This window comes from Citrobacter sp. S46_ASV_140, from assembly GCF_018919545.1.
Taxonomy (GTDB): domain Bacteria; phylum Pseudomonadota; class Gammaproteobacteria; order Enterobacterales; family Enterobacteriaceae; genus Citrobacter; species Citrobacter braakii.
Genome location: NZ_JAHLRC010000139.1, coordinates 1 through 8,280 on the forward strand (window position 1 = coordinate 1; position 8,280 = coordinate 8,280).

Genomic DNA, 8,280 nt, shown 5'->3' on the forward strand with positions numbered 1-8,280 from the left:
GGTGTACGGCATTCCGCCGATTATCGGCGCGTTGCTGCCAAGCGCCAGCTTCTTCCTGATAAGCCTGTGGCTGATGCTGCGTAAGTCCTGATATTCGCCCCTCCCGCTGTGCGGGAGGGGCGCCTTCCTGCTAGCGTTTTCTCCCGCCCATCAAACTCCCCAACATGCCGCGGATTATCTGATTGGTGACCTGCCGCGCTGCGCTTTTCGCCACGCTCTGTACCACGCCATCGCGCTTGCCGCCGCGCGGTCCGGTGCTGCCAAACAGAATATCCTTCAATCCACCGAGAATACCGCCGTCCACATCGATCGCTTTACCGTTGGCGGGAGGTGTATTTTGCTGCTCGGTGCTGGCCTGCACGCCTTGCTGTAAACGCTCATAGGCGGACTCGCGGTCGACCTGTTCTTCATATTTACCGTACAGCGAGGAGTGATTAATCAGCCCGTTACGCTCGTCATCCGTCACCGGTCCCATCCGCGAGCACGGCGCAATCACCATCGCCCGTTCAACCACCGACGGGCTGCCTTTGGCGTCCAGAAACGACACCAGCGCCTCGCCGGTTCCCAGTTCCTGAATGGCTTTTTCGGTATCAAATGCCGGGTTGGCGCGCATGGTTTGTGCCGCGGTTTTCACCGCTTTCTGATCCTTCGGTGTGAACGCGCGCAGGGCGTGCTGCACGCGGTTCCCCAACTGACCGAGCACGTTGTCTGGAATATCTGACGGGTTTTGCGAGACGAACCACACGCCGACCCCTTTCGAGCGGATCAGGCGGATCACCTGTTCGATTTTATCCAGCAGCACCTGCGGAGCGTCGTTGAACAGCAGGTGAGCTTCATCGAAGAAGAACACCAGTTTTGGCTTCTCCAGATCGCCTGCTTCCGGCAGCTGTTCGTACAGTTCGGAGAGCATCCACAGCAGGCTGGCGGCGTACAGTTTGGGCATCTGGTAGAGCTTCTCTGCGCTGAGGATGTTGATCATCCCTTTGCCGCTGGCGTCAGTTCGCATCCAGTCTTTGATGTCCAGCATCGGTTCGCCAAAGAAGTGCGCCGCCCCCTGTTGCTCCAGCGACAGCAGTCCACGCTGAATTGCCCCGACCGAGGCGCTGCTGATATTGCCATATTGATTCTGGAAGGATTTGGCGTTATCGCCGATGTACTGGGTAATGGCTCGCAGGTCTTTGAAATCGAGCAGCAGCAGACCCTGGTCATCAGCAATGCGGAAGATAATATCCAGCACGCCGGACTGCACGTCGTTGAGGTTCAACAAACGGGCCAGCAGCAACGGGCCGAGGTCAGATACCGTGGCCCGCACGGGGTGACCTTTTTCGCCGAAGATATCCCACACCGTGACCGGATTAGCATGCGGTTGCCAGTCGGTAATGCCGATATTTTTCAGGCGGGCGAGCAGCTTTTCAGAGGCCTGCCCTTCCTCGGCCACGCCGGTTAAGTCGCCTTTCACATCGGCCATAAATACCGGTACGCCAATTTCAGACAGCGATTCGGCCAGCTTCTGTAGCGTGACGGTTTTACCGGTCCCGGTCGCGCCGGTAATCAGTCCGTGACGGTTGGCCATGCCTGGCAGTAAAAACAGTTCGGTGTCCGGCGTGCGGGCAATTAGCAGGGGGGTGCTCATTGAGATTTCCTCCATTTATCTTGCCTGGAGTATAGGCAATGTCCATCAAAGAGAGTATGCGATGGCCGGAGAAAATGACTTAAAGCGTATTGCCGTGATAAATCTGGTACCCCAAATCCACAGTGTTGTGGTTATGGTCGTTGTTCTTGATTTTGCTCAGCAACATCTGCGCTGCCATGCGGCCAATGTCAAAACGCGGGGTGATCACGCTGGCGAGGCTTGGGATCATCTGCCTGCCCATTTCCAGCCCGTGAAAACCGGCAATTGAGATCTGTTCCGGAACGGCCAGATCGCGCTCGCGGCACAGCAGCAGCGCGCCCATTGCAATATCGTCGTTGGTGCAAAAAACGCCGTCTAAATCCGGATGCGCGGCGAGCGCGTCCCGCATCATCTGGGTGCCGAGATGGATGGACGAAATAGAACGCGGATTGACGCGCAGCGGCGCCAGACCCCGGCGCGTCATGGCATCGCAATAGCCGCGATAGCGCTGTTCATCGCGGACGTCGTCTTTCGAACCGAGATAGAGGATTTTGCGCCGCTGGCGTTTATCCAGCATGGTGCTGACCATATCAAATGCCGCCTGACGGTTATCGAAGCCCACTTCCATGTCCAGACGATCGCCCTGAATATCCATCAGCTCTACCACCGGAATGTTGGCTGAACGCAGAAACTTCACCGTGCGCAGGGTGTGATATTTCTCGGACAGGATAATGCCGTCGATATTGTATGACAGCAGATTGATTACCGACTCTTCCTCGGATTCCCGGTCGTAATTGTAGTTGGCGATCAGCGTCTGATAGTTATGGTCCGAGGTGACCGACTCAATGCCGGCCAGAATGTCAGCGAACAGCTGGTTTTGAAACGAGGGGATCAGCACGCCAAGCGTATAGCTTTGCGCATTCAGCAGCATCGCGGGCGCGCGGTTGGGGATGTAATTAATCTCCTCCATAATCTGCGCGATGCGTTCGCCGGTTTCCTTTGCGACCTTTTTTGGCGAGCGAATGTAGCGGCTCACCGTCATTTTGGTCACGCCCGCCAGCGTGGCGATGTCTTGCAAAGAAATTCTGTGGTTCCTCATTTTCTCTCCAGTGCCGGGGAGCGCGGATCTGTGCTCCCCGGTGATGACCGTCTTAATGCAGAATGGCGTTCAGCGCCAGAACCCCCAGCAGCCCCATAATGGAAATCAGCGTCTCCATTACCGTCCAGGTACGCAACGTTTCCCCGACGCTGAGATTAAAATAGCCTTTAAACAGCCAGAATCCCGGATCGTTAACGTGGGAGGCAATCACGCTGCCCGCGCCGGTAGCCAGCACCATCAGCGCCGGGTCGGCATGAGTGACGTTGATAATCGGCAGCACCACGCCTGCGGTGGTGATCGCCGCCACGGTGGCTGAACCGAGCGCGATACGCAGCAAGGCGGCGACCGTCCAGCACATCAGCAGCGGAGAAAGCGATGTGCCGGTCATCAGGTGCGAGATATATTGCCCGACGCCGCTGTCGACCAGAACCTGCTTAAACGCGCCGCCCCCGGCGATGATAAACACAATCATCGCAATCGCGCCGATAGAGTCGCCAATGATATCCATAATTTGCTCGATCGTACGTCCGTTACGTCGACCAAGGGTAAAAATGGCGAGCACGATAGCGATAAACAACGCGACGGCAGGGTTACCGATAAACTCAAAGAACACCCGTACGCTGTTGGTTTTCGGCAGCGTGATTTCGCACACTGCGGCGACCGCCATCAGTATGACCGGGATTACTGCGGCAAAGATACTGTTCCAGAACGACGGCATCTCTTCTTCGGTGAACAGATGCGGGTTGAATAACCCTTCCGGCGGCGCTTTCTCAAAGCGGGTCAGCAGCTTAGAAAACAGCGGCCCGGCAACAATCACCGTCGGGATAGTAATAATAAAGCCGTACAGCAGGGTGGTGCCGAGATTAGCCTCGAAAATGGTGGCAATCGCGGTCGGCCCCGGATGCGGCGGCAGAAAACAGTGGGTCACGGACAGCGCAGCTACCATCGGGACGCCAACATACAGCAGCGGCAGGCCGGAAGAGGCCACCACCGTAAACACCAGCGGCAGCAGCAGAACAAAGCCGACTTCGAAAAACATCGCCAGACCCACCACCAGACCGGTGATCACCAGCGCCCACTGCACGCGTTTCTTACCAAACGTGCCAATCAGCGTGGTGGCGATGCGCTGAGCCGCGCCGGTATCGGAAATTAGCTTACCGAGCATTGCACCGAAGCCAAGGATCATCGCCAGACCGCCGAGCGTCCCGCCGATCCCATTTTGTATTGAGTGCAAAACGGCCTGGGCATCCATCCCTTCGGCAAAACCGACGACCGCCGCCACCAGGACCAGAGCAATAAAGCCGTTAACTTTAAAACCAATCATCAGGACCAGGAGCAGCGCGACGCCTGCCGCAATTATTATTAATGGCATAATCGTTTCTCTTATATCCCCGTCATACTGCAAGTTACTGGTGTGTTGGTTGCGCTCACTCACCTGAATCACTTACTCAAGTAAGCTCATCGGGTTCATTCACTTGCCGCCGTCCTGCAACTCGGATTATTTAGGGGTGGCCAAAAATGCAGCGCCTGGGCGCTGCGTGATGTTGCGTTGTGTTGTATCAGACGGCGACCAGCATGCCGCCATCGACAAACAACAGGTGCCCGTTAACAAAATCGGATGCTTTGGAAGAGAGGAAGACCGCCGCGCCAATCAGCTCCTGCGGATCGCCCCAGCGCGCGGCTGGCGTACGTTTGCACAGCCAGGCGGTGAAGGCTTCATCCTCGACCAGCGCTTTGGTCATCTCGGTTTTGAAGTAGCCCGGTGCGATACCGTTGACCTGGATATTGTGGCGCGCCAGCTCAACGCACATACCGCGGGTGAGCATTTTCACCGCGCCTTTCGATGCGGCGTACGGCGTGATGGTGTCGCGGCCCAGCTCGCTTTGCATGGAGCAGATGTTGATGACCTTTCCGGCCTGACGTTCCACCATGCGACGCGTTACTGCCTGCGAGACCAGGAACACCGCCGTCTGGTTAACGGCAATCACATCGTTCCAGTCCTGCTCCGGGAACTCGGTAAACGGATGGCGGCGCTGAATACCGGCGTTATTCACCAGCACATCGATTGGGCCAATGTCTTTTTCGATATGGTCTATGGCGGCATCAATGTCCTGTTTCTGCGTAACATTGAAGGGCGCGGCAACGGCGCGGATCCCTTCCTGTTGCAGTTTGGCGACGGCGGCCTCCGCGCGCTCCGGCGTAATATCATTGACGATAATCTGCGCGCCATATTTACCCAGCCCGGTCGCCAGTAAATAACCAATACCCTGGGCCGAACCGGTGATCAGAATATTTTTGCCATCCAGTGAAAAAAGATCGTTCATTATGTTCTTCCTTATTTTGTTTCAGCAAAAACGAGCTGGACTTTCGCTGCCTGGGTTTTATCCCCGGCAAAGATCAGCGCCTGTTCAAGCTCGGTAAACGGATATTCGGCGCTCAGTAACGGCAGTGGATCGATAACGTTATTCGCCAGCCACGACACCGCAGTGTTGAACTCGGTGGTAAAGCGGAACGAGCCTTTGAGCGCGATCTCTTTGCCGATCAGCATCATCATCGGGAAGTCCGGTACCGCGCCGCCCATGCCAACCTGCACCATCACGCCTTTCGCGCGGGTGACCTCCAGGCAGGTGGTGATTGAGGACGGATGGCCAGAGACTTCGAAGCTGACGTCGAAGTAGCCTTTTTCTTTTTTCCACTCATCGAGCGAGTCCTGCTGTGGGTTAATCAGCGTGTCAGCACCCATCTGCTGGGCCAGCGACAGCGAGCGCGGGCTGATATCAGCACAGACAATTTCTGCTGCGCCGAGCGTTTTCACCGCGCTGACGATCAGGCAGCCGATAGGCCCCACGCCGGAGATAAACACGCGTTTTCCCTGCAGGTCTCCTGCTTCATGCGCGGCGTGGATCGCGACTGCCAGCGGTTCGGCAAAGGCCATGACTTTTTCATCGGCGTGCTGGGGGTAGGGGATGCACTGCGCGGTATCGACGGTTTTAAATCGGGTAAAGCCGCCGTCAACGTGGGGAAAATACATGGCGCTGCCAAAAAAGCGCATTTCCGTGCACTGGTTTTCGTCGTGCTGCAGACAGTATTTACAGTGGCCACAGGGTTTCGACGGATTAATAGCCACCGACTGACCTTCATGTAATTCTTTTGAGTCGCTGTGCACCACTTTACCAATAACTTCATGGCCTAAAATCATCGGTGCTTTAACGGTAAAATTACCGACTTTTCCTTCCTGATAATAATGTAAGTCGGAACCACAAATTCCGCCGCGGGTAATTTGTACCAGCGTTCCTTTATTATTCCATTCAATATTTTGGTCGGTAACGGCAACAGTTTTCTTACCCGCGACAACGCAGGATTGGGTTTTGACTTGCATAAATGCCTCACTGGTCAGGTAGTAACCTCGGCAGCATTTAAACGGTTTTGATTGTTATTATTTGTGATAAAGATCACGCTGGAAAATTGTTACACTACAATGTTACGCATAACGTGATGCGCCTTGTAAATCTGCTCAGCCACGCCGAAAAAAGGTGAATTCTGCAATGTGGAAGGCGTAGTATCGCGCCATGGAATATGAATCTGGAGTTTTTTCAATGGCCGGGGAAAGTTATATTTTGATGGGCGTTTCGGGTAGCGGTAAATCTTTAATTGGAAGCAAAATTGCTGCAGTATTATCGGCTAAATTCATTGATGGTGACGATCTCCATCCGGCCAAAAATATTGATAAAATGTCTGAAGGTATTCCATTAACCGATGAAGACCGACTACCGTGGTTAGCGCGATTAAATGACGCTTCATACAGTTTATATAAAAAGAATGAGACCGGGTTTATTGTTTGCTCGTCATTAAAAAAACAGTATCGCGATATATTGCGGCAGGGCAGTCCGAATGTGCATTTTTTGTGGCTGGACGGCGATTACGAGACCATTCTGGCGCGCATGCAGCGCCGGGCAGGGCATTTTATGCCGGTGGGATTACTCAAAAGCCAGTTCGATGCGCTGGAGTGCCCGCAGGAGGACGAACGTGATATTGCCCGCATCGACGTGAACCATGACATCGAGCATGTGACGGAACAGTGCCGCCAGGCGGTGCTCGCGTTTCGTAACGGGCAATAAGCTCAGCCCCTTGCGGGACTGAGCCTTGCATCAGAAGTCGGCTTTCAGCACCACGCGGTAGCGGGCTTTGCCGTCACGCACGTGCTGGATAGCTTCGTTAATTCGCGACATCGGGTACAGTTCGGTGGTGGGCGACACCTTGCTGCGCCCGGCAAACTTCATCAGCTTGCGTAGTTCGAACGGCGTACCGGTTGCTGAACCGGAGATGCTGCGATCGCCGGCAATTAAGGTGAACGCTGGCACCGGCAGCGGCTTCAGCACCGCGCCGACGGTATGGAAGTTACCGCCGTAAGCCAGCGCTTCAAAATAAGGCTGCCAGTCGAGATCGACGTTAACCGTGTTAATAATGAGATCGAACTGGCCCGCCAGCGCTTTTAGTGCATCCGGATCGCGGCTGTTAACCACCTTATCCGCCCCCATCGCCAGCACTTCCTGCTCTTTCGCCGGATTGGAGCTGAACGCGGTCACTTCGCACCCCATCGCATGTAACAGCTTAATGGCGATATGCCCCAGGCCGCCGATGCCGATCACCCCAACGCGGCTGGTGGCGGTGATATGGTGCATCAGCAGCGGTTTGAACACCGTGATACCGCCGCACAGCAAGGGACCCGCCGCCGCCAGATCGATGCTTTCCGGCAGCGGGATCACCCATTGCCAGTCGGCCCGCAGCTTCTCGGCAAAGCCACCGCGATTGAGAATAGTGGGAACGGAACCTTCCAGGCAGTTAATCTGATTGCCGCTGATACAGGCGTCGCAATGCCCGCAGCTGCGCGCCGTCCAGCCAATGCCGACTCGCTGACCAACCTTCAGACCTTTATCTTGCGCCGCGCTGCCGAGCGCCGCCACGCGACCAATCACCTCATGCCCGGCCACCAGTGGATACTGAGAGAACCCCCATTCGTTGTCGATCATCGACAAATCGGAATGGCAGATACCGCAGTAATCGACCTGGACTTCGACATCTTCCGGCTTAAGCTCGCCCGCATCATATTCATAGAGTTCGAGTTCGCTGCCCGCCGCTTTTGCGGCGTAGCTTTTTATCATCGACATCGTGTTTCCCTCAGTGTGGTGTTGAACTGGAAGTGTAGAGCATGGGGAAACGGGACGCTTCGCAGAAGGGGGGATTAATAAGGGGGGCAAACTGTGACGATGGTTGCAGGTGAGAAAGGGAATGCTGAAATTTTCAACACTTAGCGAGTCAGGCATACGCTGGTGCTTGCATGGTGGCGCATGACAGGTATAATCCACAACGTTTTCCGCATCCCTTCCGTGCCGGAGTGGCGAAATCGGTAGACGCAGTTGATTCAAAATCAACCGTAGAAATACGTGCCGGTTCGAGTCCGGCCTTCGGCACCAAGAATGCAAGATTAAGCTACCTGAGGGTGGCTTTTTTTGTTTTCTGCTCTTGTAAATAGCGCCTTACCTACCAAACTTCAGTGGCATTATAAACA

Annotated in this window: 8 protein-coding genes and 1 tRNA gene; 3 read left to right on the forward strand and 6 right to left on the reverse strand. The window is 55.2% G+C overall.

Annotated features, from left to right (window positions below):
• A partial coding sequence (locus KQJ19_RS24090; RefSeq protein WP_253296386.1) for a hypothetical protein occupies positions 1-91 on the forward strand: 91 nt, incomplete at its 5' end.
• A 39-nt stretch (positions 92-130) separates the two neighbouring features.
• Here KQJ19_RS24090 and KQJ19_RS20745 read toward each other — a convergent pair.
• The 5 genes from KQJ19_RS20745 to idnD all read right to left on the reverse strand — a co-directional run bounded on the left by KQJ19_RS20745 (position 131) and on the right by idnD (position 6,090).
• Entirely contained in the window at positions 131-1,633 is a 1,503-nt protein-coding gene (locus KQJ19_RS20745) for a helicase HerA-like C-terminal domain-containing protein (RefSeq protein WP_029139751.1), read from the reverse strand.
• Between the two features lie 79 nt (positions 1,634-1,712).
• On the reverse strand, positions 1,713-2,711 hold the full coding sequence (locus KQJ19_RS20750; RefSeq protein ID WP_094761000.1) for a LacI family DNA-binding transcriptional regulator: 999 nt from the start codon (positions 2,709-2,711) through the stop codon (positions 1,713-1,715).
• 52 nt (positions 2,712-2,763) lie between these two features.
• Entirely contained in the window at positions 2,764-4,083 is a 1,320-nt protein-coding gene (gene idnT / locus KQJ19_RS20755; RefSeq protein WP_016155581.1) for a gnt-II system L-idonate transporter, read from the reverse strand.
• A gap of 187 nt (positions 4,084-4,270) precedes the next feature.
• Positions 4,271-5,035 (reverse strand): gluconate 5-dehydrogenase, encoded by a 765-nt coding sequence (gene idnO, locus KQJ19_RS20760; protein WP_016151510.1) that lies wholly within the window; start codon positions 5,033-5,035, stop codon positions 4,271-4,273.
• A gap of 11 nt (positions 5,036-5,046) precedes the next feature.
• Entirely contained in the window at positions 5,047-6,090 is a 1,044-nt protein-coding gene (gene idnD, locus KQJ19_RS20765; protein WP_216404072.1) for an L-idonate 5-dehydrogenase, read from the reverse strand.
• A gap of 217 nt (positions 6,091-6,307) precedes the next feature.
• Here idnD and idnK point away from each other — a divergent pair, with 217 nt between their 5' ends.
• Positions 6,308-6,829, forward strand: coding sequence for a gluconokinase (gene idnK, locus KQJ19_RS20770; RefSeq protein ID WP_047358547.1), 522 nt, complete (start codon positions 6,308-6,310; stop codon positions 6,827-6,829).
• A gap of 30 nt (positions 6,830-6,859) precedes the next feature.
• Here the strand turns inward: idnK and KQJ19_RS20775 are convergent, their stop codons facing one another.
• Complete coding sequence (locus tag KQJ19_RS20775) at positions 6,860-7,879, reverse strand: NAD(P)-dependent alcohol dehydrogenase (RefSeq protein ID WP_016151513.1); 1,020 nt, start codon at positions 7,877-7,879, stop codon at positions 6,860-6,862.
• Between the two features lie 221 nt (positions 7,880-8,100).
• Here KQJ19_RS20775 and KQJ19_RS20780 point away from each other — a divergent pair.
• Positions 8,101-8,185: transfer RNA gene (locus KQJ19_RS20780), tRNA-Leu, on the forward strand.
• Positions 8,186-8,280 lie beyond the last annotated feature (95 nt).